This window comes from Sulfurospirillum sp. 1307 (assembly GCF_054408545.1).
Map to the genome: position 1 here is coordinate 1,987,292 of NZ_CP176011.1, position 23,153 is coordinate 2,010,444.

Annotated in this window: 40 protein-coding genes; 1 reads left to right on the forward strand and 39 read right to left on the reverse strand. The window is 32.3% G+C overall.

The features are described 5' to 3' along the window. Position 1: 1 nt before the first annotated feature. The 35 genes from ACKGJI_RS10130 to rpsJ all read right to left on the reverse strand — a co-directional run bounded on the left by ACKGJI_RS10130 (position 2) and on the right by rpsJ (position 18,054). Positions 2 to 1,018 carry a DUF7488 domain-containing protein gene (locus ACKGJI_RS10130; RefSeq protein WP_458700179.1) on the reverse strand — a complete coding sequence of 339 codons (1,017 nt, stop codon included), beginning with the start codon at positions 1,016 to 1,018 and terminating at the stop codon, positions 2 to 4. Positions 1,019 to 1,022: 4 nt separating this feature from the next. Further along, positions 1,023 to 1,340, reverse strand: coding sequence for a YbaB/EbfC family nucleoid-associated protein (locus ACKGJI_RS10135; RefSeq protein ID WP_458700180.1), 318 nt, complete (start codon positions 1,338 to 1,340; stop codon positions 1,023 to 1,025). Further along, entirely contained in the window at positions 1,340 to 1,705 is a 366-nt protein-coding gene (gene panD, locus ACKGJI_RS10140) for an aspartate 1-decarboxylase (protein WP_458700181.1), read from the reverse strand. The genes ACKGJI_RS10135 and panD overlap by 1 nt, the downstream gene beginning before the upstream one ends. 82 nt (positions 1,706 to 1,787) lie before the next feature. Beyond that, a complete protein-coding gene (locus ACKGJI_RS10145; RefSeq protein WP_458700182.1) occupies positions 1,788 to 3,080 on the reverse strand; it encodes a UDP-N-acetylmuramoyl-L-alanyl-D-glutamate--2,6-diaminopimelate ligase in 1,293 nt (430 codons plus the stop codon). Continuing rightward, positions 3,070 to 3,663 (reverse strand): tetratricopeptide repeat protein, encoded by a 594-nt coding sequence (locus tag ACKGJI_RS10150; RefSeq protein ID WP_458700183.1) that lies wholly within the window; start codon positions 3,661 to 3,663, stop codon positions 3,070 to 3,072. Before ACKGJI_RS10150 ends, ACKGJI_RS10145 begins: the two co-directional genes overlap by 11 nt. Then, complete coding sequence (locus ACKGJI_RS10155) at positions 3,647 to 3,925, reverse strand: NifU family protein (protein ID WP_458700184.1); 279 nt, start codon at positions 3,923 to 3,925, stop codon at positions 3,647 to 3,649. Before ACKGJI_RS10155 ends, ACKGJI_RS10150 begins: the two co-directional genes overlap by 17 nt. Before the next feature lie 126 nt (positions 3,926 to 4,051). Then, positions 4,052 to 4,402, reverse strand: coding sequence for a 50S ribosomal protein L17 (gene rplQ, locus ACKGJI_RS10160; RefSeq protein ID WP_458700185.1), 351 nt, complete (start codon positions 4,400 to 4,402; stop codon positions 4,052 to 4,054). Positions 4,403 to 4,404: 2 nt separating this feature from the next. Beyond that, positions 4,405 to 5,421, reverse strand: coding sequence for a DNA-directed RNA polymerase subunit alpha (locus ACKGJI_RS10165; protein WP_458700186.1), 1,017 nt, complete (start codon positions 5,419 to 5,421; stop codon positions 4,405 to 4,407). 16 nt (positions 5,422 to 5,437) lie between these two features. Then, positions 5,438 to 6,064 (reverse strand): 30S ribosomal protein S4, encoded by a 627-nt coding sequence (rpsD, locus tag ACKGJI_RS10170; RefSeq protein ID WP_458700187.1) that lies wholly within the window; start codon positions 6,062 to 6,064, stop codon positions 5,438 to 5,440. Between the two features lie 125 nt (positions 6,065 to 6,189). Further along, entirely contained in the window at positions 6,190 to 6,582 is a 393-nt protein-coding gene (gene rpsK, locus ACKGJI_RS10175; protein ID WP_458700188.1) for a 30S ribosomal protein S11, read from the reverse strand. A gap of 21 nt (positions 6,583 to 6,603) precedes the next feature. Then, on the reverse strand, positions 6,604 to 6,969 hold the full coding sequence (rpsM, locus tag ACKGJI_RS10180) for a 30S ribosomal protein S13 (RefSeq protein ID WP_458700189.1): 366 nt from the start codon (positions 6,967 to 6,969) through the stop codon (positions 6,604 to 6,606). Positions 6,970 to 6,971: 2 nt separating this feature from the next. Next, positions 6,972 to 7,085, reverse strand: coding sequence for a 50S ribosomal protein L36 (gene rpmJ / locus ACKGJI_RS10185; protein ID WP_458700190.1), 114 nt, complete (start codon positions 7,083 to 7,085; stop codon positions 6,972 to 6,974). A gap of 313 nt (positions 7,086 to 7,398) precedes the next feature. Further along, positions 7,399 to 7,617 carry a translation initiation factor IF-1 gene (infA, locus tag ACKGJI_RS10190; protein ID WP_458700191.1) on the reverse strand — a complete coding sequence of 73 codons (219 nt, stop codon included), beginning with the start codon at positions 7,615 to 7,617 and terminating at the stop codon, positions 7,399 to 7,401. 13 nt (positions 7,618 to 7,630) lie between these two features. Continuing rightward, the gene (map, locus tag ACKGJI_RS10195) at positions 7,631 to 8,392 is read right to left on the reverse strand and encodes a type I methionyl aminopeptidase (RefSeq protein ID WP_458700192.1); all 762 of its coding nucleotides are present in this window, start codon (positions 8,390 to 8,392) and stop codon (positions 7,631 to 7,633) included. Next, complete coding sequence (secY, locus tag ACKGJI_RS10200; RefSeq protein ID WP_458700193.1) at positions 8,392 to 9,654, reverse strand: preprotein translocase subunit SecY; 1,263 nt, start codon at positions 9,652 to 9,654, stop codon at positions 8,392 to 8,394. The genes map and secY overlap by 1 nt, the downstream gene beginning before the upstream one ends. A 1-nt stretch (position 9,655) precedes the next feature. After that, complete coding sequence (rplO, locus tag ACKGJI_RS10205; RefSeq protein ID WP_458700195.1) at positions 9,656 to 10,054, reverse strand: 50S ribosomal protein L15; 399 nt, start codon at positions 10,052 to 10,054, stop codon at positions 9,656 to 9,658. Positions 10,055 to 10,066: 12 nt separating this feature from the next. After that, a complete protein-coding gene (rpsE, locus tag ACKGJI_RS10210; protein WP_458700196.1) occupies positions 10,067 to 10,510 on the reverse strand; it encodes a 30S ribosomal protein S5 in 444 nt (147 codons plus the stop codon). Between the two features lie 18 nt (positions 10,511 to 10,528). Then, positions 10,529 to 10,885, reverse strand: coding sequence for a 50S ribosomal protein L18 (gene rplR, locus ACKGJI_RS10215; protein WP_458700198.1), 357 nt, complete (start codon positions 10,883 to 10,885; stop codon positions 10,529 to 10,531). 9 nt (positions 10,886 to 10,894) lie between these two features. Then, on the reverse strand, positions 10,895 to 11,431 hold the full coding sequence (gene rplF, locus ACKGJI_RS10220) for a 50S ribosomal protein L6 (RefSeq protein ID WP_458700199.1): 537 nt from the start codon (positions 11,429 to 11,431) through the stop codon (positions 10,895 to 10,897). Positions 11,432 to 11,503: 72 nt separating this feature from the next. Beyond that, a complete protein-coding gene (rpsH, locus tag ACKGJI_RS10225; protein ID WP_458700200.1) occupies positions 11,504 to 11,899 on the reverse strand; it encodes a 30S ribosomal protein S8 in 396 nt (131 codons plus the stop codon). A 10-nt stretch (positions 11,900 to 11,909) separates the two neighbouring features. Next, positions 11,910 to 12,095: a type Z 30S ribosomal protein S14 gene (locus ACKGJI_RS10230; RefSeq protein WP_458700201.1), complete on the reverse strand. Its 186-nt coding sequence runs from the start codon at positions 12,093 to 12,095 to the stop codon at positions 11,910 to 11,912. A 1-nt stretch (position 12,096) separates the two neighbouring features. Continuing rightward, positions 12,097 to 12,642 carry a 50S ribosomal protein L5 gene (gene rplE, locus ACKGJI_RS10235; RefSeq protein ID WP_458700202.1) on the reverse strand — a complete coding sequence of 182 codons (546 nt, stop codon included), beginning with the start codon at positions 12,640 to 12,642 and terminating at the stop codon, positions 12,097 to 12,099. Beyond that, entirely contained in the window at positions 12,642 to 12,878 is a 237-nt protein-coding gene (rplX, locus tag ACKGJI_RS10240; RefSeq protein ID WP_458700203.1) for a 50S ribosomal protein L24, read from the reverse strand. The genes rplE and rplX overlap by 1 nt, the downstream gene beginning before the upstream one ends. Next, positions 12,878 to 13,246, reverse strand: coding sequence for a 50S ribosomal protein L14 (gene rplN, locus ACKGJI_RS10245; protein WP_458700204.1), 369 nt, complete (start codon positions 13,244 to 13,246; stop codon positions 12,878 to 12,880). The genes rplX and rplN overlap by 1 nt, the downstream gene beginning before the upstream one ends. After that, on the reverse strand, positions 13,246 to 13,497 hold the full coding sequence (gene rpsQ / locus ACKGJI_RS10250) for a 30S ribosomal protein S17 (protein WP_458700205.1): 252 nt from the start codon (positions 13,495 to 13,497) through the stop codon (positions 13,246 to 13,248). The genes rplN and rpsQ overlap by 1 nt, the downstream gene beginning before the upstream one ends. A gap of 13 nt (positions 13,498 to 13,510) precedes the next feature. Continuing rightward, the gene (rpmC, locus tag ACKGJI_RS10255) at positions 13,511 to 13,699 is read right to left on the reverse strand and encodes a 50S ribosomal protein L29 (protein ID WP_458700206.1); all 189 of its coding nucleotides are present in this window, start codon (positions 13,697 to 13,699) and stop codon (positions 13,511 to 13,513) included. After that, positions 13,686 to 14,111, reverse strand: a complete 426-nt coding sequence (rplP, locus tag ACKGJI_RS10260) for a 50S ribosomal protein L16 (protein ID WP_458700207.1) — start codon at positions 14,109 to 14,111, stop codon at positions 13,686 to 13,688. The genes rpmC and rplP overlap by 14 nt, the downstream gene beginning before the upstream one ends. Then, positions 14,111 to 14,803, reverse strand: a complete 693-nt coding sequence (rpsC, locus tag ACKGJI_RS10265) for a 30S ribosomal protein S3 (RefSeq protein ID WP_458700208.1) — start codon at positions 14,801 to 14,803, stop codon at positions 14,111 to 14,113. The genes rplP and rpsC overlap by 1 nt, the downstream gene beginning before the upstream one ends. 1 nt (position 14,804) lies before the next feature. Further along, positions 14,805 to 15,137, reverse strand: coding sequence for a 50S ribosomal protein L22 (gene rplV / locus ACKGJI_RS10270; RefSeq protein ID WP_458700209.1), 333 nt, complete (start codon positions 15,135 to 15,137; stop codon positions 14,805 to 14,807). A gap of 7 nt (positions 15,138 to 15,144) precedes the next feature. Next, positions 15,145 to 15,426, reverse strand: coding sequence for a 30S ribosomal protein S19 (gene rpsS / locus ACKGJI_RS10275; protein WP_458700210.1), 282 nt, complete (start codon positions 15,424 to 15,426; stop codon positions 15,145 to 15,147). After that, a complete protein-coding gene (gene rplB, locus ACKGJI_RS10280) occupies positions 15,427 to 16,257 on the reverse strand; it encodes a 50S ribosomal protein L2 (protein WP_458700211.1) in 831 nt (276 codons plus the stop codon). Position 16,258: 1 nt separating this feature from the next. Beyond that, positions 16,259 to 16,540, reverse strand: coding sequence for a 50S ribosomal protein L23 (locus tag ACKGJI_RS10285; protein WP_458700212.1), 282 nt, complete (start codon positions 16,538 to 16,540; stop codon positions 16,259 to 16,261). 2 nt (positions 16,541 to 16,542) lie between these two features. Further along, the gene (gene rplD / locus ACKGJI_RS10290) at positions 16,543 to 17,157 is read right to left on the reverse strand and encodes a 50S ribosomal protein L4 (protein WP_458700213.1); all 615 of its coding nucleotides are present in this window, start codon (positions 17,155 to 17,157) and stop codon (positions 16,543 to 16,545) included. Then, entirely contained in the window at positions 17,154 to 17,732 is a 579-nt protein-coding gene (gene rplC, locus ACKGJI_RS10295) for a 50S ribosomal protein L3 (protein WP_458700214.1), read from the reverse strand. Before rplC ends, rplD begins: the two co-directional genes overlap by 4 nt. Positions 17,733 to 17,742: 10 nt before the next feature. Then, positions 17,743 to 18,054, reverse strand: coding sequence for a 30S ribosomal protein S10 (gene rpsJ / locus ACKGJI_RS10300; protein ID WP_458700215.1), 312 nt, complete (start codon positions 18,052 to 18,054; stop codon positions 17,743 to 17,745). A 180-nt stretch (positions 18,055 to 18,234) separates the two neighbouring features. Here rpsJ and ACKGJI_RS10305 point away from each other — a divergent pair, with 180 nt between their 5' ends. Beyond that, positions 18,235 to 19,299 carry an AAA family ATPase gene (locus ACKGJI_RS10305; protein WP_458700216.1) on the forward strand — a complete coding sequence of 355 codons (1,065 nt, stop codon included), beginning with the start codon at positions 18,235 to 18,237 and terminating at the stop codon, positions 19,297 to 19,299. An 84-nt stretch (positions 19,300 to 19,383) separates the two neighbouring features. On the opposite strand, the gene ACKGJI_RS10310 is transcribed toward ACKGJI_RS10305, so the two are convergent. The 4 genes from ACKGJI_RS10310 to ACKGJI_RS10325 are packed head-to-tail and all read right to left on the reverse strand — an operon-like array spanning position 19,384 to position 23,104. Beyond that, positions 19,384 to 20,157, reverse strand: coding sequence for an HAD-IIA family hydrolase (locus ACKGJI_RS10310; RefSeq protein WP_458700217.1), 774 nt, complete (start codon positions 20,155 to 20,157; stop codon positions 19,384 to 19,386). Next, entirely contained in the window at positions 20,154 to 20,951 is a 798-nt protein-coding gene (locus ACKGJI_RS10315) for a carbohydrate ABC transporter permease (RefSeq protein ID WP_458700219.1), read from the reverse strand. The genes ACKGJI_RS10310 and ACKGJI_RS10315 overlap by 4 nt, the downstream gene beginning before the upstream one ends. Before the next feature lie 12 nt (positions 20,952 to 20,963). Then, positions 20,964 to 21,842 (reverse strand): carbohydrate ABC transporter permease, encoded by an 879-nt coding sequence (locus ACKGJI_RS10320; protein WP_458700220.1) that lies wholly within the window; start codon positions 21,840 to 21,842, stop codon positions 20,964 to 20,966. Further along, entirely contained in the window at positions 21,839 to 23,104 is a 1,266-nt protein-coding gene (locus tag ACKGJI_RS10325; protein WP_458700221.1) for an ABC transporter substrate-binding protein, read from the reverse strand. Before ACKGJI_RS10325 ends, ACKGJI_RS10320 begins: the two co-directional genes overlap by 4 nt. Positions 23,105 to 23,153 lie beyond the last annotated feature (49 nt).

The window sequence follows — 23,153 nt, forward strand, 5'->3', positions numbered from 1 at the left end:
ATCAAATCCTTAATTTTACAAAAAATTGAAAATCATTTCTATCTATTAGAAATTCCAACTCTTTATCTTTTGTATTACTCAAAAACTCTTTTAAATCTTTTTTACTTTTTATATCTTTTTTATTTACCATCAAAAATTTATCTCCAACTTTTAATCCAACATCAAAGGCTTTAGAATCTTTTGTTATTTTTGTTATTTTTAATTTATCGTCTATATAAACTCCGGCTTTTTCTAAAAAGCTATTTGATTTTTTATCCCCTAGTAGCCTATCATAAACTTTAACTTCTGATTCAATTAATTCTTTACCATTTAAATATCTTATTTTTAATTTACTATTTGGTTTTGCAAATAAAATCGCTCTTGTTAATTGTTTTAATGAGTTGATTTTTTTCCCATTTACACTAACGATTTTACAACCTTTTTTCAAAGGGTTATTTTTATAAAAAGGATTTACTTTATCTACAAAGATATCATTTCCTCTTTTTACAAATTCAACTCCGATATCTCCATATTGAATTTTGCTTTTTGTATTTATAAATCTTTTGATTAGTTCACTATCAATAAATTTGCCACTTCCAATACCAAGTCCATAAATATCACAACAAAGACAAGTTACCATACTATTTGGTTTTAAATTTGAGTTTTGCAGATATATACTGCTTATCATATCATCATTGGCTGAAAAATTCCCAATATATAAAGAGTTATCATCCATACCAGCAATCCATTCGCCAATTTTTAATTTACTTGTATTTTTAAACTTTACTGGCATTAATGTTTTTTTTGAGTAAAAAAGGTATAAATTCAAAAAAGGATCATATTTTTCAAATTTCACATTTGGTTTTGTTTTAGAGTAAGCAACAGCTAAATGCTTGCTAACTGCAACTGCTCTAATATCGCCAAAATACACAAAAGATTTTACATTTTTTGCATAACACTGTTTGAAATCTGGGTATGTAAAACTAGCAGCATTTATTGATGTTACTAGTAATAATAGGGAAAAAAATAACTTAAACATAGATTTATCCTTTTGTTCCGAAACCTCCAAATCCTGTAAGCATTTCGGCAGCTGCATGTTTTTTATTGTCTTCAACCATTTTAATAGCGTCATTTACAGCACTTATTAAAAGTATTTGTAAAGACTCTTTATCTTCTAAAAGTGAATCATCTATACTTATATCGTTTACTTCGCCTTCCCCATTGATGCTGACACTAACTAAACCCCCACCACTTTTTGCAGTAAACTCTTTGTTTTTTGCTTCTTCTTGCATTTTTTTAGCATTTTCTTGAACACTCTGAAGCATTTCACCCATTTTTGAAAAATCAATATTATCAAACATTATACAAAATCTCTTATTTCATCAATATTGTTATTTTCATCCACTAAAACAACATGCGGTTTAAACTTACTTCTTTCTTCTTCATTCATGCTAGCATATGCAATTATGATAATTCTATCTCCAACTTGTGCTTTTCGAGCAGCTGCTCCGTTTAAACATATATCTCTTTTGCCAGCTTCACCTTCAATTACATAAGTTGAAAATCTCTCACCATTATTTATATTTACAATTTCTACCTTTTGTCCAACTACTAATTTAGCTGCATCCATAAGCTCTCTATCAATAGTAATAGAGCCTACATAATTTAAATTTGCATCAGTAACACAAGCTCTATGAATTTTACTATACAACATTTCAAATGTCATTTTTATTTCCCTATTTACAAATTTTGCCTGTAAAATTTTGGCGTATTGAATTGATAACTATATTATTTTATCAATTTTTTCCTTAGTTTACCAAACCAAGTAATTCTTTAGCTATTTTTCTATCATCAAAAGGAAGTTTTTCTCCTTTGATTTCTTGGTAAGTTTCGTCACCTTTTCCTAAAATCACAACTATTTCTTCATCTTTTCTCATATCCAAAGCAAGCTTAATTGCTTTTCTTCTATCCGCTTCTACATGTAGATTTTTTTTATCTTTTATACCAGTTAAGATATCTTCAATGATTAAACTTGGGTTTTCACTTCTTGGATTATCACTAGTTACTATAACTTCTTTTGCATACTTACTAGCAATAAAGCCCATTTTAGGTCTTTTAGTTTTATCTCTATCTCCACCAGCTCCAAATACTACTATGATATCTTTATCTTTTAGAGCATCTAAAACTTTTTCCATTCCATCTGGTGTATGAGCAAAATCAACAATCACCAAAGGCTTATTGCTTACAACTTCCATTCTACCTTGAACACCAGCAAAGTTCTCTACTGCTTCACAAATATTTTCCATAGAAGAAATACCAAGCATATCAACTGCACTAATTGCTGCTGTTATATTATATAGATTAAACAGGCCATGTAAAGGAGAGCTAAACTCATACATTTTATCAAATTTTTGAACCACTCCACTGATTCCATCTTTTAAAGAATATGCCATAACTTTATAAGTGGAAGGATTTTCTAATCCATATGTCATACAATTTTTACGATTAAATCTAATTTTTCCATCATCTTTATTAATCAACTTTGGTGTTTCATCTTCAAAAAAACGGCTTTTTACAGCAATATAATTATCTATATTTTTGTGAAAATCTAAATGATCTTGACTTATGTTAGTGAAAATCTTAAGCGCAAAATCTAATCCTTCAATTCTTTGTTGCTCTATTGCATGAGAGCTAACTTCCATCACAAAATACTTACATCCCTCTTGACTTGCTGTTTGTAGATTTTTTAAAGTTCCTAATACCAAGGGAGTAGTAAGTGATTTGCTTTGCACCTGTTTTTCATTAAGAAAAAAACCTCTAGTTCCTTGAAAACCAACTGATTTATCTAAATCTAAAAGTATTGAGTATATACAAGCAGCTGTAGTTGTTTTACCATTAGTTCCTGTAATCCCAATAATTTTTATATTTTCATTAATCCCCATTAAAGCAATTGCATCTTTAGGTGTTACATAAGGTATATTAGATGAAATATCAAAGTATTTTTTATTTTGATTTGTCAATAAAAAAAGAGTAACTTCATCTATCTCATTTGTATCATCACTTAGATATTTAAATTCTTTACTATCAATCTTAATTTTCACTATTTTGTACTTTCTTGATCAGCGATAATAATTTTTCATCATTTGGAAATAAATTTACAGCACTTTCAAAATAATTAAGTGACATGTCTTCAAATCCATTATCAATTAATTGTTCTAAAAAGTCTATAAAGTCATCTCTTTTATGTATAATAACTTTTGTAGAAAACATTATATCTTCAAATGCTTCTTTAAAACTATTTTTACTTTTTATAAAAGATTTAAAATCATCATATCCAATTGCTTCTTGGGTATTTAAATTTTCTTCGATAGATTCTTCAAAAAACATTTTTTCCAATGTCTCTAAAGTAAAATCTACTGAATTTAAAATATCTTCAACTATACTTTCACTGTTTTCTACACCATTTGATTTATTAACTAAATAATACTCAAATATTGCAATAGCTTCTTCTTCTTTTTCATGTGCAAAATCACATAATATTGCACCAATCTTTGCTTCTTGTGAATTTGGATTTAATTCTAATGCTAGAGAAAAATTAAGCATTGCAACATCGTATTTTTTATCAAAAAAATTATCAGTTGCTACTTTAATATATTTTTCTACTTGCTTAGTTAAATTTTTCAATCGTATCTTCCATCCCTGGAGCAATATTTATAACTTCAATTTCCGGATGAATATCAATTCTTAATTGTCTTTCAATTCCATATTTCAATGTTTGACCACTAGAAGCACATCCAACACAAGCACCTTGTAATTGAACAAATACTTTTCCATTTTTTATATCAAGTAGCGTCATACCACCACCATCTAAAGCTAACATTGGCTTGATTTTTTCTAAAGATTTCTCTACTGCAGGACGTAATTCTTCATCACTAAATGGTATCATTTTCTTGCCTTTCTTTACTTTTTTTATAATGGCATTTAACAATATATTGGCTTACACAGGGCTGAATTTTATGATAGAAAATTAATTTTTAAAAGTTTGGAGGCATTGTATGCCTCCAGTGTAATATTATACTAACTCTATGAAAGCCATAGGAGCAGCATCACCTCTTCTTACGCGAGTTTTGATGATTCTTGTATAACCACCATCTCTATCCGCATATTTAGGTGCAATTTCTTCAACTAGTTTTTTTGTACACTCTTTGTCTTGAAGTAACGCAAAAACAGCTCTATGAGCATTAAAATCGCCTTTTCTTGCTCTTGTTATTAACTTTTCTACATAGCTTCTAAGCTCTTTAGCTTTTGGCAATGTAGTTTCAATTTTTTCACTTTTTATTATAGCTATAGCCAAATTTTTTAAAAGTGCACTTCTATGCGAAGAAGTACGGCCAAGCTTTCTATATCCATGCTTATGTCTCATTATTAACCCTCACTCGTAGCAGACTTTAAATCTGCAATTTTTTTCTTTAGTACTTCTTGTGTGTCATCAGAAAATTCGGTTCCTACAGGGAAGCCAATCTCTTCCATAACAGCATTTATCTCTTCTAGAGACTTTTTACCAAGATTTTTAAGATTTTTAAGCTCTAATTCACTCATCAAAGCTAATTCACCTACATACTTAATCTCAGCTCTATCAAGGCAGTTAAAACTTCTCGCACTTAAATTCAATTCTTCAACACTCTGTAAAAGTTTATTCAACTCAACTGAAGTTGAAGTGGAACTTTCTTCTTTTGAAGCTATATCTATATCAAGCACACCGTTAAAAACAGCCATTTGATTATACATAGCTTCTAGTGAATTTTTAAACGCTTCTATTGGCGAAATTAATCCATCTGTTTCGATTGTAAAAACAACTTTTTCAAAGTTTGGATTATCTTCAACCAATATGTTTTCTATATCATACGTAGCTTTTTTTACAGGAGTAAAAAAAGCATCTAATGCTATATAATCACTATCTACTAAATCTCTAATAGTCTCACTAGGAACATAACCAATTCCCTTTTCTACAATTAATGAAAAATTCAATTCAGCATCTTCATTAATTGTTGCTAAATATGCATCAGGAGTTACTACCTCAATTTCATCATTAGATAAATCTCTACCATATATCTCTTTTGGTCCACTAAAAGAATAATTAACCTCTACTCTTTTTTCATCGCTAGTTATTTTAAAGCGAATATTTTTAAGATTAATAATAAATAGTGCAACATCTTCTAGCATACCACGCATACTATCAAATTCGTGAGTTACACCATCAATCTTAATAGCAGTTGGCGCATAACCAACTGTACTACTAAGAAGTAATCTTCTAAGTGGGTGAGCTAGAGTTACAGCAAAACCAGACTCAAAAGGATAAGCTATCACTTGAGCCTTATTACTTGAAATATTCTCAACTTCAATCTCTGTTGGCATATGTGCCGATGTACTGATTTGCTTCATTTATACTACCTCACTATTATTTAGAGTATAGCTCGACGATCAATCTCTCTTCAACCGGTATAACTACTTCTTCTCTTTCAGGGATTCTTGTAAAAATTCCCATCACTTTGTCTTTTTCAACATCAACCCATGGAACAATTCCAGTTTGATTCGTAAGCTCTAATGCACGTTGAATTTGTGGATTGTTTTTTGACTTTTCACGAATCTCAACTTTGTCACCTTTTTTTACTTGATAAGATGGAATATCCAATTTCTTACCATTTACTAAAACATGACCATGAGTTACTAATTGTCTTGCATTTCTTCTTGTTGTTGCAAAACCCATTCTGTAAACTACGTTATCTAATCTTCTTTCAATCAAAAGGATAAGGTTACTACCTGTATTTCCTTCTCTTCTAGCTGCTTCTTGGAATAACTTTCTAAATTGTTTTTCAGAAACACCATACATAAATTTAGCTTTCTGCTTTTCACGTAATTGAAGTCCATACTCACTAATCTTTGCTCTTCTTTGACCATGTTGTCCTGGTGCATATGGACGTTTGTCCAACGCGCTCTTACCAGCAAGGCGACGCTCACCTTTTAGAGCCAAACTAACACCTAGTCTTCTCTCTAATTTCTCGACAGGTCCTCTATATCTCGCCATCTTTTCTCCTAATCTATTGCATAAACCAAAAAATATCGTCTAAATCATCTACATCTACATGTAGAACAAATTAATTTACTCTTTTGAGTAAAACTCAGACTTTTATTGCTTTTTTAAATATAAAATTAAACTCTTCTACGCTTTGGTGGTCTACAACCATTATGAGGTAATGGACTGATGTCTTTTAAGAAAGTCACCTTTATTCCCTCTGTTGCACCTACAGTTTTTACTGCTGTTTCGCGTCCACTTCCAGGTCCTTGAACTTTAATACCAACTTCTTTGATACCATGTTCCATTGCTTTAGTTAAAGCATCTTCAACTGCTTGTTGCGCTGCATAAGGAGTTGATTTTTTACTACCTTTGAAGTTTAAGCTACCAGCACTACTCCATGCTATAACATTACCCATTTCATCAGTAACAGTTACTACAGTATTGTTAAATGTTGCAGAGATGTAAACTACACCTTTAGCAATATTTTTCTTTGCAACTTTTTTACGTACTACTCTTCTTTTTGCCATTTAATTGTTCCTCGTAATCAATTATGCTTTAGCGCCGACGGTTTTTTTCTTACCTTTTCTCGTGCGCGCATTAGTTTTTGTCTTTTGACCACGTACAGGAAGACCACGTCTATGTCTTAATCCTCTGTAGCTACCCATGTCCATTAGAGCTTTAATGTCTAATGTAACTTTCTTTCTCAAATCACCTTCAACTTGGTAACTGTTTTGAATTTCATTACGAATTGAAGCAATTTCAGACTCACTTAATTCGTGAACTCTTTTATCAAATGATATTCCAGTAGCATTTAAAATAGCTCTAGAAGTAGTTAATCCTATACCGTAGATATAAGTTAACGCATACTCTACTCTCTTCTTCTTAGGAAGGTCTACACCTGCAATTCTTGCCATGCTTATCCTTGTCTCTGTTTATGTTTTGGATTAGAACAAATGATTCTAACGATACCTTTTCGCTTAATCACTTTGCACTTATCGCACATTTTTTTGACACTTGGTCTAACTTTCATTTTATGTCTCCTTTTTACTGAGCAAAGCTCAGAAAAAATTCCTCTCACTAAAGCTTTTGCCTTTGCGAAGAAAACTATGTTCAATAATTTTTCTACATGTAAAGCTTTTGCTTTATTGCGAGAAAAATACAATATGAGATTAAAAGATATGACCACGCATATCTAAACCAGTCCACTAGTTGCCTCGTAAACTGTCACAGGTCTAACGAACTTTGTTATTAGACCAATAATTGTAAAAATAGTGGGGTTTTTACAATTATTCTTCACACAGTTTTACAAAAGGGGCTTATTATACTCAAAAAAAGCTAATATTTTACTTATATCTGTAAGTTATTCTTCCCTTATCTAAACTATAAGGTGTTAATTCAACTTTTACAGTATCTCCAGGCATGATTTTTATATAGTGCATTCTCATTTTTCCTGCGATATGACACAAAATCACATGTCCATTTTGAACTTCTACTTTAAAAGTTGCATTTGGTAATGCTTCAAGTACTTTACCATCTACTTCTATAACATCAGCTTTTGCCATCTACAAATCTCCTTTATGCATCTACCGAAAGTATTTCGGCCTTGTTGTTTATAATTGCCACAGTATGCTCATAATGACTACCTCTTAAACCATCTTCACTAACAACTGACCATTTATCATCAAGTATCTTAGCAACACCACTTTTTTGACATATCATTGGTTCTAAGCAAAAAACCATACCATTTTTTATTTTTGGTCCTTGTTTAGGATTTGGTGAATCTAAATAGTTAGGAATTTCTGGTTCTTCATGAGGTTTTCTTCCAATTCCATGTCCACAAAAGCTTCTAAGTGGGACATATCCTCTTGAGAGAATAAACTCTTCTAAAAGTAAAGATAATTCTTTAAATCTCATCCCAACTTTGATATTTTCAATAGCATGATACAAGGCATCTTTTGAACAAGCAATTAAATCTTGATCTTGTTGAGATATTTCTCCTACTCCAACACTAATAGCAGCATCTCCATACCAACCATCGATTTCTACACCAATATCATAACCTACAATATCACCCTCTTTTAATACATAATCGTTTGGGATTCCATGAATTATAACTTCATTTACAGATGTGCAAACGCCAGCTGGAAAGCCATACAGACCTTTAAAAGCTGGTCTTCCACCATGAGAGATTATAAAATCCTCGCCCATTTGGTTTAACTCTTTTAGAGTCAAACCAGGACGAGTGTTTTCTTTCAAAAGATTAAGAGTTTTTGCAACTAATTGGTTAGAAACCCTTAGTTTTTCAATGTCACTCTGTTTTTTAATTGATATAGCCATTAAAGACCTACTGCACTTAATGTTTCATACTTACTCATATACATTTGAGCTTCTATTTTTCTCATAGTATCAAGTGCAACTTGAACTACAATCAATACAGCTGTTCCTCCAAAATAAAATGGAACACCCATAGTTTTAACTAAAACCCATGGAAGAGTTGAAATTAAACCTAGGTAAATTGAGCCCCAAAAAGTAAGACGACTTGCTACTTCATTTAAATACAAAGCTGTACTCTCACCTGGTCTAACTCCAGGGATAAAACCGCCTTGTCTTTTTAAATTATCAGCAATATCTTTTGCATTAAAAACAATCGAAGCATAAAAATATGCAAAAAAGATAACAAATATAAAAGTCAATACATTAAATGCATAACCACTAGGACTTAAAAAGTCATTTATCTTTTGAACAATAGGATTTGTACTAGCTTGCATGATAGTAGAAGGAAACATCAAAATAGCACTTGCAAAAATTGGAGGAATTACACCACTTAAATTTACTTTAATTGGCACATAATTCATAATTCTTTTATGCTGATTTTGCATCATAACTTTTCTACTATATGAAATTGGAACTCTTCTTTCTCCCATTTCAACATAAATAATAGCCCCAACAGTTGCTAAAATTACCACTAAAATTCCAATTACAACTAAGAAGTTCAATTCACCAGTGTTAACTAAGTTTATTGTTCCTCCTATTGCGTGAGGTATACCTGAAACAATACCAGCAAAAATAATCAAAGATATACCATTTCCAATACCTCTTTGAGTAATCTGCTCACCAATCCACATAAGAAGCATAGTTCCTGTTAACATTGATGCAGCTGCGATTGCTGTAAAAGTTGTCATGTCGATCATTATTGCACTCTCTCCAGCACGTCCTGTTATACTTCCAAGACCAACTGAAACTCCGATCGCTTGAATAAGTGTAATAGCAATTGTTGCATAACGAATGATTTGCATATACTTAACCATTCCGTCACGTTCTTTTTTCATTTTTCCAAGAGCTGGAAATGTTGCAGCTAGAAGCTCCATAACAATTGAAGCAGTAATGTAAGGCATAATTCCTAATGAAATTATACTAAATCTTTGTGCAGCTTTACCGCTGAACATATTAAACATACCTAAAGCATTTGAGCTATTAGAATCAAAGAATTCTTTGATAACATCTAGGTTTACGCCAGGAACTGGCACGTATGCCAGAACCCTGTACGCAAAAATAAAACCTAGAGTAATCAAAATCTTTTTAGTAAGATCATTACTCATTTTATTTACCAGTAAATGTTATATTATCGTCTTTAATTTTACTTGCAAGATCTTTTGCTCCTGCACCGATAAGTTTCACTTTACTAACACTTCCAGGAATCTTGTGAATACTTCTGATACTTTCCATAGTTATTTCTTCAAGATTTGCAACCGCTTTTATTTTTTCAACATTTATTACATAAGGTTTAGTTACACGAGAAGTAAATCCAACTTTTGGGAGTCTTCTTTGAAGAGGTTGTTGTCCACCTTCAAATCCTCTTTTGATCTTGTAACCTGAGCGAGATTTTTGGCCATTGCAACCTCTACTCGCAGTTTTTCCCATACCGCTTCCTTGACCACGGCCAACTCTTTTACTTTTATGAGTTGAGCCAGCAGCAGGAGTTAGATTATCTAATGCCATTATAACTCCTTCTTAAGCTTTTAACATACTAAGAGCTTTCATTGTAGCTCTTACCACGTTAGCAGGATTATTTGAACCAAGTGATTTAGTCAAAATATCTTTTATTCCAGCAAGTTCAACAACTGGACGAGTAGCCCCACCAGCAATAACTCCTGTACCTTCGCTAGCAGGTCTTAGTAAAACTCTACTTGCATTATACTTAACTTCAATATCATGCGCTATTGTTGAGCCTTTAACATTAACACTAATAATGTTTTTAAATGCATCATCAACTGCTTTTTTAATAGCATCTGGTACCTCTTTAGCTTTACCAAAGCCAAAGCCTACCAATCCATTTTTATTTCCTACAACTACAAGTGCAGTGAATCTAAAACGTCTACCACCCTTAACAACTTTAGTTACACGGCCGATGTTAACGATGACTTCTTCAAATTCTTCTCTATTATACTTTTCCATTGAATTGTCTTCCCTTTTTTACAGCGTAATGCCGTTTTCTCTTAAGCCGTCTGCAAAAGCAGCAACCACGCCATGATAAAGATAACCATTTCTATCAAATACAACATTTGTCAAGTTTTTTTCTTTCAAAGTTTCAGCAAAAACTTTAGCTAGTGCATTTGCACCTTCTTTACTTGATTTAAAACCTAATTTAGCACCATCAGCACTAGCCAATGTTACTCCATTTACATCATCGATTGCTTGAACATAAACATATCTATTTGATTTAAAGATAGAAACTCTTGGACGCTCAGCCGTTCCTGAAATATCCGCTCTTACTCTTTTCTTACGCTTAATTCTAAGTGCAAGTTTTCTTTTTAAAATATTTGCTCTCATTTGCTACCCCTATTTTTTAGCAGTTTTTCCGGCTTTGCGGATAATATGCTCATCAACATACTTAACACCTTTACCTTTGTAAGGCTCTGGTGGTCTAAAACTTCTAACTTCAGCAGCAACTTGACCAACAACTTGCTTATCATCACCTTTAATAGTAATTATGTTCTTTTCAACATTAACCTGAATTCCTTTAGGAATTTCATAGTTAATTGGGTGAGAAAAACCAAGTTGAAGCTCAAGGATATTTCCTTTAACAGCAGCTCTATATCCAACACCATTGATTTCCAATTGCTTTTGGAAACCTGTTGTCAATCCTATTATAACGTTTTGAGCTAAAGAACGATATGTACCCCAGAAGGCTTTATCAAATCTATCTTCACTTTTTGGTGAAAATACGATTTCATTGCCTTCTACTTTTACATAAACATTACCCTTAGTATCTAATTCTTTAGATACATTACCTTTTTTAAACACAATAATATTTCCATCAACTGAAACATTAATATCAGCTGGAACTACTACAGGTTGTTTTCCAATTCTAGACATATATTTCCTTTACTTGTCTACGATAAGACGTTTTCTTGTTTTGGTTATCGAATACCATAAAAGAAATTTGTTTTACCAAATACTTGCAAGTACTTCACCACCGACTTTTAGCTCGTGAGCTTTATCGTTGCTTAGTACACCTTTTGAAGTACTTACAACATAAGTACCATATCCGTTTTTAAATCTTTTAATCTCATCACTGCCTTTGTAAACTCTTCTACCAGGCTTTGAGATTTTTTTAACTTCTGTTATAACACTATTACCATTTTTGTCATATTTTAAAGCAACTTTGATAAATTTCTTGTTACCTTCTTCTATAACATTATAGCTCTCGATATAACCTTTTTCTTGAAACACACCCATTACAGATTCAACTAATTTTGAGTGCATTAACTGAGTTACATCTAATTTTCTTAATGATGCATTTCTAATTCTTGTTAGTGCATCTGCTAAGAGATCATTAATCATTTATTTTTCCTTACCAGCTTGCTTTTTTAAGTCCAGGGATTAATCCCTCGTTTGCCATTTTTCTTAGACAAACTCTACATACACCAAAATCTCTGTACACTGAATGAGGACGTCCACAAATTTGACATCTTGTGTAGCCTCTAACTTTAAACTTAGGCTTTCTTGCTGCCTTTGCTATCATAGATTTTTTTGCCATGTTACTTGCCCTTTGTAAATGGAATTCCAACTAACTCAAGAAGCCTAAAAGCTTGTTTGTCGTCAGATGCTGTTGTAACAATTGTAATGTTCATACCATGAGTTTTTAAGATATTATCAAAAACTACTTCTGGAAACATTAATTGTTCTTGTAAACCAAAGTTATAATTTGCACGACCGTCAAAACCATTTCTTGGCAACCCTCTAAAATCCTTAACCCTTGGAAGTGCTACTGTTATAAGCTTATCCAAAAATGCATACATTCTCTCATCTCTAAGAGTAACTTTTACACCAACAGGATATCCTTCTCTTACTTTAAAACCTGCTACAGATTTTTTAGCAACAGTAGTTACTGCCTTTTGTCCAGCGATTAGTGAGATTGTATCTACTATATTTTGTAGAATTTTACTATCTTTACCATCATCACCAGCACCAACACTAATAACAACTTTTTCAATAGCAGGAATGTTCATCGGGTTTTTAATATCAAACTCTTTTACAAGAGTATCTTTGATTTCATTAGCATATTTTGCTTTTAATCTGTTCATTACTCACCCTCTACTTTTGCTACATTAGAGATATGTATTGGCATCTCTTTGTTAATAAATCCACCTTTAGGATTATTGTCATCAGGTTTAACAGCTTTTTTTGCTATTTTACAACCCTCAACAATTACTTGAGAAGTTTTAGGAAGTACTGCTAGTACCTTTGCAACTTTTCCTTTGTCATCTCCAGCGATAATTTTAACACTATCACCTTTTTTAATTTTAAATTTTACAGCCATTAGAGTACCTCCGGTGCCAATGATACAATTTTCATAAAGTTAGCGTATCTTACTTCTCTACTAACTGGTCCGAAAATCCTTGTTCCTATTGGCTCTTTCTTATTATCAAGAATAACAGCAGCATTCTCATCAAATCTAATGAGTGATCCGTTCTCTCTTTGTATCTCTTTTTTTGTTCTAACTACAACTGCTTTTACAACCTGTCCTTTTTTAACTTTTCCATTTGGAATAGCTTTTTTAACAGAAGCAACTATTACGTCACCTACAGTTGCGTAGCGTCTTTTAGAACCGCCTAATACTTTGATACACATAATCTCTTTAGCACCACTGTTATCTGCAACAGCTAGTCTCGTAAAACCTTGTATCATTATTCAACTCCTACTTTCACTATCTCTTTAAGTCTAAAAGACTTTCTTTTAGATAGTGGTCTACATTCTACAGCGATAATTTCATCACCTGCTTTTACTTCATTTCTTTCATCATGAACAAGGAACTTTTTAAAACGCTTAACAATTTTACGATATCTAGGGTGCATAACACGTCTTTCTACCAAAACTGTTGCTGTTTTATCACCAGTTTTTTGTACAACTACGCCTTGTATTTCTCTTTTTAAAGCCATTACTTTCCCCTAATCACTTATTTTGAGCTGAAATAGCCGTACTAATACGTGCGATATCTCTTCTAACTTCTCTAATCTCGTTAGGATTAGTTAGTTGCATTGTTTTTAACTTTTGCTTTAATGTAAACAAAAGCACCTTCTTTTCTTTTAACAGCTCATTTAATTCTTGTAAGCTTTTTTCTTGTAAATCAGTATATTTCATTTTCGATCTCTTTCGTAACTATCTTGGTTTTAAAAGGTAGCTTATGCATAGCAAGTGTAAGAGCTTCTCTAGCTAACTCTTCGCTAACTCCTGCCATTTCAAAAATGATTCTTCCTGGCTTAACATTCATAACCCATTTATCAACTGCACCTTTACCTTTACCCATTCTTGTCTCAAGAGGTTTAGCAGTCAAAGGCTTATCTGGAAATACTCTAATCCAAGTTTTAGCTTGACGCTTAACATGTCTTGTATAAGCAATCCTTGCTGCTTCAATTTGACGAGAATCTATACGACCAGCCTCAGTAGCTTTTAGAGCAATCTCACCAAAAGCAATACTATTACCTCTGTAAGACTTACCTCTATTTCTACCTTTTTGCTGTTTTTTATATTTTGTTCTTTTAGGCATTAACATTAGTTCTTACCTCTTCTTGGTTTTCTTGGTTTCTTCTCATCATCTTTAGACTCAGATGGAACTCCAGTTGTTAAAACTTCACCTTTAAAAATCCATACTTTAATACCTATAATTCCATAAGTCGTATGAGCTTCAGCGAAACCGTAATCTATCTTAGCTCTAAGTGTATGTAAAGGAACTCTACCTTCAAGATACCACTCAGTTCTAGCCATTTCAGCACCACCAAGTCTTCCTGCAACTGATACTTTTATACCTTTTGCTCCAGATTTTTGTGCGCCTTGAATTACTTTTTTCATAGCTCTTCTAAATGCAACACGTCTTTCTAATTGCATTGCAACATTTTCAGCTGCAAGTTGAGCAGAAGCTTGTGGTTTTCTCTCTTCTTTGATATTTACATTAACATCTTTACCGATAAGCTTGTTAAGTTTAACTCTAAGCTTCTCAATATCTGCACCTTTTTTACCGATGATGATACCAGGGCGAGCTGCAACTACAGTTACTCTTAACTTCTTAGCAGTTCTTTCAATCAAAATTTGGCTAACACCAGCATAGTAAAGTTCTTTTTTCAAAAACTTTCTAATTTTGTGGTCTTCACCAATATTTGCCGCTAAATTTGCTCCAGGATACCATCTTGAATCCCAATTTCTATTGATTCCAAGTCTTAAACCAATTGGATTTACTTTTTGGCCCATCTTAGTCTTCCTTCTTTGCTAGCTTACTTACTTCGACAAATACATGTGAAGTTGGTTTTCTGATACCACTTGCACTTCCTCTTGCTCTAGGTCTAAATCTTTTAAGAACAGGACCTCTATCTACTCTACAAGATGAAATTACAACTTCTTCTGGCTCATAACCACCATTAGCAACTGCGCTAGCTATAACTTTTGATATAACTTTAGCTGCTTTATTTGGCATAAACTCTAAACTTGCAAGTGCTAATTCAGCATTCATTCCTTGAACTTCACGAGCAACTAATCTAGCTTTTATAGGAGATAATCTAATAAATTTTAATACTGCTTTACTCATAATCTACCTACTTACCTATTTTCTTTTGAACAGAGCCTTTATGACCCTTAAATGTACGTGTTGGAGCAAATTCACCAAGTTTATAACCAATGTGATTCTCAGTTACATAAACAGGTACAAAATTTCTTCCATTATGTACGTTCAATGTTAATCCGATCATATCAGGAGTAATAGTACTTCTTCTAGACCATGTCTTGATCGGCTTGTTTGATTTCTCTTCTTTTGCTTTCATTACTTTTTTAAGTAAATGATCATCTACAAAAGGACCTTTTTTTAGCGATCTAGCCATTTATCTTCCTTTTCTTCTAGAAATAATCAGTTTATCACTCGCTTTTTTTCTACGAGTTTTAGCACCTTTAGTTGGTTTACCCCAAGGAGTAACTGGGTGACGACCTGAATTTGTTTTACCTTCACCACCACCGTGTGGGTGATCGATAGGGTTCATAGCACTACCTCTTGTTTGAGGTCTAATTCCTCTGTATCTGTTACGACCAGCTTTACCAATAACAACATTTGCCCAATCTTCACATCCAACTGTACCAACTGTTGCCATACATTCGCCAAGAACTTGTCTCATTTCACCACTTGGAAGTCTTAGTATTACATACTTATCTTCTTTACCCATAAGTTGAGCATATCCACCAGCACTTCTTGCCATCTGTCCACCCTTACCAGGCTTCATTTCGATGTTATGAATAATTGTACCAACTGGGATATTTTTCATCTTCATAGCATTACCTGGTTTAATATCTAATCCAGATTCAGCTGATTCAACTCTATCTCCAACTTGTAATCCCGAAGGCTGTAGTATATATCTTTTTTCACCATCAACATAGCTAATTAGTGCTATACGACAATTTCTATTTGGATCATACTCAATTGCTTCAACTTTACCAGGAACACCAAACTTTCTTCTTTTGAAATCTATGATTCTATAAAGTCTTTTAGCTCCACCTTGCTTATGGCGAGATGTAATTCTTCCGTTATTATTTCTTCCAGCAGTTACAGGAAGTTTTTTAAGAAGTGAAGGAACACTCGCTTTAGCTGTAATATCGCTTGAATCCAAGCCTGTCATATATCTACGACTTGGAGTATATGGTTTAAATGATCTAATTGCCATATTACGCCCCTATGCTTTCTAGTGCAGCACCTTCTGGTAGCTGAACATAGAATTTTTTATAATCATTTCTCTTACCTGGAATACCTTTGAATCTTTTAACTTTTCCTAGAACCCTCATTGAGTTCACTTTTAAAGGAGTTATTCCAAAGTATTCTTTAAGCACCTCTTTAAGACGGTTTTTAGTCATTCTTGTTGATGTTTGAATAACAACTGTACCACTCTCCTGAAGGCTTAAGCTCTTTTCAGTATAAAGTATTGCTTTAATATCAGTAATATCTGCCATAATTAGCCCTCTTTTGCTATAGTTTCAAGCACTGATTTTTCTACTACTACTGCATAAAATGCTGTAGCTAAATAAGCATTTAGTTCATTTGATTCAATTAAATATGCATTTGGAACATTTCTAAATGCTAAAAATGTTTTTTCATCAATTAAATCTTTTACAATCAGTACATCTCTTGCGCCTATTGACTTAACAATAGCAGCCGCATCTTTTGTTTTACCAGATTCTACACTAATTGAGTCTACTACAAAAAGAGCATCTTTGCTTGCTTTTTCATTTAGTGCATACTCTAGTGCCAATCTTTTCTGCTTTTTATTAACTTTTTGGTCATAATTTCTATTTGCTTTAGGACCAAAAGCAATACCACCACCTACCCATACAGGGTTAGTTCTACTACCAGCACGAGCGCCACCACGACCCTTTTGAGCCCAAGGTTTTTTACCGCCACCGCTTACTTCACTTCTAGTTTTTGTACTAGCTGTGTTTGCACGAAGTGCTGCTAAATAAGATTTAACATATAGGTGTAAGTTGTGAGAGTTGATCTCTTCATATTTTTCAGGAAGAGCTAACTCACCCGATTTTTCAAATTTATCATTTAGTACTATTGCACTACTCATTTAACTATCCTTACTCTACCCATTGCACCATTTGCGCCAGGAACTGCTCCCTTAACCGCTAAAATGCCGTTTTCAGCGTCAAATGAAACTACATCATTTTTTACTGTAACTTTTGCGTTTCCATAGTGTCCAGGCATCTTTCTACCTTTTTGAACACGACCAGGCCATTCTGCATTACCAATTGAACCAGGTGCTCTGTGAAAACGACTACCATGACTTGCAGGACCACCAGCAAATCCATGTCTTTTAATAACACCAGCAAAACCTCTACCCTTAGAGTTAAAAGTAACTTTCAAATTCTTTGCTTCACTAAGTGGTGTAGTATCAAGAGTTCCAGCTTCGCTATTTGCAACATCCATAGTAACAAAACGATTAAACTCTGCAGATAGACCATACTTTTTTTGTTGTCCAGCTATTGCTTTGTTTATTTTCTTACCACTTGCATATGCAACGATTGCACGTTTAGATTCATCTACTTCACAAACTTTCGCTTCCACTACTTTAAGTAAAGTTACAGGAACACTCGGTACTGCAATTGTTCTGCTCATTCCGATTTTTTCTACTATATATTCCATCATTTACTCCCTATTTACCCATAGCTCTAACTTCGACATTCACCTCAGGAGCTAAGTCAAGTTTCATTAATGAGTCAATTGTATCAGTCGTAGCAGATACGATATCTATCATACGAGCATGTACTCTCATCTCAAATTGTTCTCTTGATTTTTTGTTGACGTGTGGTGATTTTAGCACTGTATAGCGCTTTATCTTTGTCGGCATAGGAATTGGGCCTCTAATTTCAGCTCCAGTTCGTTTAACAGCTTCAATAATTGCTGCAACAGATCTGTCTAAAACTCTATGGTCATACGCCTTGAGTTTAAGTCTAATTTTTTCCATGTTTACCCCTAAAAAGAACTTGTCACCTATGCATTAATCTTTATAAAAATTAATAATGATGACTTTAAAAGGAACGTGATTTTACTGAAATTTTCTTTAAAAGTCAACAGTTTAGGGCTTTTTGGAAAATATTTTCCTAATTTATTTCCTTTTAATAAGGAAAAGAATAAAATTTCGAGTATGGAAACATTAGAAATTTTATATGAAATAAAACATAAAAACAACCATTTTTTTACAAGAAAACTATCAATTACTTCAAAAAGAACCCTAATAAGGGGTGTAAAAAAATCAGGAAAAACATCTTTGATTATTGATTATATTTCAAATTTTAACCATGAAGAAGTTTTATACATTGATTTAAATGATACAAGAGTAGAAAAAAATGATATAGCAAAAAATTTATCTGCTTTTGTAAAATCTAAACCTATAAAACTGCTTGTTGTAGAAAACTTTGACAACTCTTTTGAATTGCCAAATGTTGAAGAAATCATCCTTACATGTAAAGATAAAATTGAAGGATTTGAAACTATTTATTTATATCCCTTAGATTTTGAAGAATTTATCTCTTTTGAGTCAAGACACTCTAATATTGAGCATATTTTTAATATATACGCAAACAGTGGTTCATATCCTCAAACTATCTTAAATTCATCAAATAGTGTTTATTGGTCGATGCAAGAAATGCTACATGTAATGATAAAAGATGAAAAAGAGTTTGAAATTTTTAAAACTTTGAGTTTATTTCAAAGCAAACAAGTTTCACAATTTAAAATTTACAACCTTTTAAAAGATAAAATAAAAATTTCAAAAGATAAATTATATGCTAGTATCAAAAAGCTAGAAGATGAAAAAATGATTTTTTTGATACAAAAGTATGCACATCCTAGAAGCCCTAAAAAGCTCTACCTCATCGATTTTGCACTTAAAAATGCTCTTACTTTCAAAAAAGAGTTTTTAAAGAAGTTTGAAAATATGGTATTTTTAGAGTTAATTAAAAAGGATAAATATATATTTTATACTGATAAAATTGACATCTATATACCAAAAGAAAAACATGCAATATTTTGTATACCTTTTTTACCTAAAGAGATGATCAAGCTAAAACTTCAAAAAATTTTACCACATGTACAAGAGTTAAATATAAACAAGATTGAAATTGTAACTGTTGGAAATGATGGAGAATTTTGGTTAAAAAATATCAAATGCTCCATCATTCCTTTTTGGGAATGGGCTTTGCAAGATTAAAGTTACAAATAAAAATAGTTTCAACAATGGCAGTTCTATTTGATAAATTTATCACTTGTTTTGTCTTCTAAAAAATTTTATATCTCACCGTATATAATTAATCAAATCAAATAAAGAGTCAAATTTCATAAATTTACTTTTTTTAATCTCTTTTGGTAGTTTATTTCCTGTTTTTACCCAAGCTGCATTTATACTTGAATTAATTGCACCCAATAGGTCTGTTTCATAGGTATCTCCTACCATTAAAACTTCTTCGTTGGCTAAATTAAATTTTTTGAGTATGTAGTTGTATGCAAAACTATCAGGTTTGCCAACTACTTGGACATCTTTGCCGGTTACATCTTTGATGATATCTATGATCACCCCACACTCCAATGCAAAACCGTTTTGTTTTGGGATTAGTTTATCTGGATTTGCTGCAATTATCTTGGTATCATTTTTTATTATATTAATTGCCTGCGATATTTCCAAAAGTGTTATATTGTCATTCATGCCAAGAATGAGTGCCTCAGGATATTTCTCAGTTTTTGTAAATTTAGTGTATAAATTTTCTTTTAAGTTTAAACTTCCCAAAACATATATATTTTCTATCTTTTGTTCTTTAAGATATTGTTCAACTAAAATTGTTGTCGTTACTATTTTACTTTCATCTATGATAATTCCGCATCGAAAAAGTTTTTCTATATAAACTGAGAGAGGATAGCTTGAATTATTCGTTAAAAAACAATAATCTATACCATTTTCCTCACACTTTTGTATAATCTCTTTGCCTCCAAGTATAGGCTTAGAATCTCTATAAAATACACCGTCTAAGTCAAAGATTATAAATTTGATTTTATTTGTTTTAAAATTTTTCATTTTATCCCCGAATATAAAAATGATTTGACAAACTGCTTTTGAAATAGTAAAAACGCTAAAAGCAAAGGTGATACCGATATCAATGTAGCAGCTGATAAAATTGGCCATGAAACTCCTGTTTCAGGTGATGCAAATATAGCAAGTCCTACAGTCAAAGGTCTAACTGATTGAGAATTGGCTACAACCAATGGCCATAAAAAGTTGTTCCAATGATAACTTATAGACACCAAAGCATATGCTATATATGTTGGTTTAGCAAGTGGAATATATATTTTTCTCAATATACACAGTTTTGAACACCCTTCTATCATTGCAGCTTCATCTAACTCCTTTGGTATAGTTTTAAATGTTTGCCTAAGTAAAAATATACCAAAAGCCGAAGCCATATATGGCAATCCTATACCCAATATTGTATTGGTTAAACCAATTGATGCCAAAGTTTGATAATTTTTCATAATAAGAACTTCTGGCACTATCATAAGTTGCAATAACACCATAAAAAAGACTATATCTTTTCCGAAAAAATCATACCTTGCAAATGCATAAGCAGCCAATGTACAAAGAAATAGTTGTACAATTAATGTTGTAGTTACCAATATGACAGTATTTAACATATATCTTATAAAAGGAGCTTGATTTAACGCGATTTTAAAATTTTCCAAAGTTAAAGGGGCACTCAAATCAAAATGAGTAGCACTACTTTCAAAATGAAATGCCGCCCAAAATACATATAAAAAAGGAAATGCCCATAATATAGCCAAAACCCAAGCCGAGATTGATTGTAAATTTTTCAATATATTATTTCCTTATCTGTAGTGTATTCGTTTTTCAATAATTAAAAATTGAAATAAAGATATAGATATCAAAATGACAAGTAAAACCATAGTAAGCGTTGCTGCATAAGAGTAATCAAAAAATGAGAATGCCGTTTCATAGACATAATATAAAAGCAGATTTGAAGCATTGTCAGGACCGCCTTTTGTAAGTATAAAAAGTTGATCAACTGTTTTAAAAGCATTAAGTAGTGCATTTATCATGATAAAAAATGTTGTCGGCATTATTAGAGGAAAAGTAATCTTCCAAAAAGATGTCCAAGATGTTGCGCCTTCTATCTTTGCCGCCTCATATAGCTCTCTTGGTAAAGTCTGAAATGCCGCAATGTAAAATATCATAAAAAAACCTGCTTCTTTCCAAATAGTCATAACAACTAATGCATCCAACACTGTTTTTTGATTTCCAAGCCAATTTACAGGATTAATGCCAAAAAATGGGACTATTTTATTTAAAAGTCCAATATCAGGTGCATAAAAAAATAGCCAAATATTTGCTACTGCTACCATTGGTAAAATTGTAGGTGTAAAATATGCTAACCTTACTATACCTTTACCACGAATATTATGGTTGATAAATAAAGCCATGATAAGTGATAAAGCTATGGAAGCGGGAACTGTTGCTAAAGCGTAATAAAATGTATTTTTCAATGTTGTTAAAAACACTTCATCTTTTAGCATAAACAAGTAGTTATCAAACCCCACAAATTTTTGGGGCCTGATAACTGTTTTATTAGAAAAAAAAGAGTTTATAAATGTTGCAATGGTGGGATAGTATGTAAACATACTTAATAAAACAAGAGCAGGCAATAGCAAAAGCCATCCATGCAATTGATTTATCTTGTTCTTTTTCATCTATAATTTCTTAAAATCATATCTGATTTTTTCTGAGCGTCCATCAATGCTTTTTCAGGAGTTTTTGCATCTGTTAATGCTGCTTGTATAGCATCATTGAGTAACTTTCTTACTCTACCTGTCTGATATGTTGAAAATTCTGCAGTTGCATAATTTAGCTGGTCTCTTGCGACTTTTGCATATGGAAATCCTTCAACATAAGATTTAAGCGCTGGAGTATTGTAAGCTGCTTTAGATATACCCATATAACCTGTTGCTATAGACCATTTAGCTGAAATTTCTGGACTTGTCATAAATTTGATGAGTTTTAAAGATGCTTCTCGTTCTTTTGGATTAGTATGTTTAAAGATATAAAAATTACCTCCACCTGTAGGTGTTCCTCTCATTGTTTTTTTAGGCAACATTGCAACTCCAAAATTAAAAGTAGCATTTTTCTTAACGGCTGTTAAATTACCTGTAGAATTCCACATAATTGCTGTTTTACCCTCTAAAAAATTTTTTCTGAGAGTTCCCCATTCTACTGTACCTTTTGGCATAACACGGTATTTAGTTGATAAATCTTTCCAAAATTGCAATGCTTCTATAACTTTTTTATCATCAAAAAATACTTTGTTGCCATCTTTATTCATAAGTACTTTACCGTTTTGCTTTGCAAGTGCTTGAAACATCCAATACGGATAACCAGTTGATGGTATCATAATACCCCAATGATCTTTTGTAGTCAATTTTTTAGACATACTAACCATTTCATCCCAAGTTTGTGGTGCCCTCTCAGTATCCAAACCGGCTTCTTTAAACATATCCTTGTTGTAATACATTACAATCGTAGATCTTTGAAACGGAACACTCCAAACTTTTCCAAGTGTTTTTGAGTTTTCCATTAAAGTTGGATAAAATGAGTTAAGCCACTTTTTATCATCTTCTGTTTTACATAGATCTGTAAAAGGAACTATTACATCTTGTTCAATCAAATCATACAAATCTATAGAAAACATAACTGCCAACTGAACATGTTCTCCAGCTTTTATAGCTGCTAAAGATTTGATTCTTGCATCATTATAGTTACCCGAATATATTGCATTTACTTCAATATCCGGATTTTTTTTCTCAAAGTCCGAAACAAGACCGTCCATAACCTTGGTCAATGGACCTCCAACCGCTATAGGGTAATACATATTTAACTTTGTTTTTGCCTGAGCATATATAGAGCAAACGCTTACTACAATTAAACTCATAAACACCATTTTGATTTTTTGTGTCATTTTAATTTTCCTTAAAAATTGTTATTTGTAAAATAATTGGAAGATGAAA